The organism is Pseudomonas sp. HY13-MNA-CIBAN-0226, assembly GCF_040310305.1.
Taxonomy (GTDB): domain Bacteria; phylum Pseudomonadota; class Gammaproteobacteria; order Pseudomonadales; family Pseudomonadaceae; genus Aquipseudomonas; species Aquipseudomonas gregormendelii.
The window spans coordinates 1-279 of the sequence record NZ_JBEOPS010000197.1 but is presented as its reverse complement, the minus strand read 5'-3'; the positions used below and the strand labels follow the sequence as shown (position 1 = coordinate 279).

At 57.7% G+C, this 279-nt stretch carries 1 protein-coding gene; it reads left to right on the top strand.

Translation table 11 applies throughout. The annotated features are described in order from the left end of the window. The coding region (locus AAEZ05_RS28385) for an autotransporter domain-containing protein (RefSeq protein ID WP_350649903.1) at positions 1 to 279 on the top strand (279 nt) is incomplete at both ends.

Here is a 279-nt window from a genome sequence, read left to right as displayed (position 1 = left end):
GGGTATGACATCGCCGCACCGGGCAGCGACTGGCACCTGTCGCCCTTCATCAGCGCCGACTACGCGCGGGTTGAAGTCAATGGCTACTCTGAGAAAAGCAGCCGCTCCACCGCCCTGACCTTTGATGATCAACAACGCGACTCCAAGCGCCTGGGCATCGGCCTGCAAGGCAACTACCGCATCACGCCACAAACTCAAGTTTTTGGCGAAGTGGCCCACGAGCATGAGTTTGAAAATGACACCCAGAAGGTGAACATTTCGCTCAACAGCGTGCAGGGA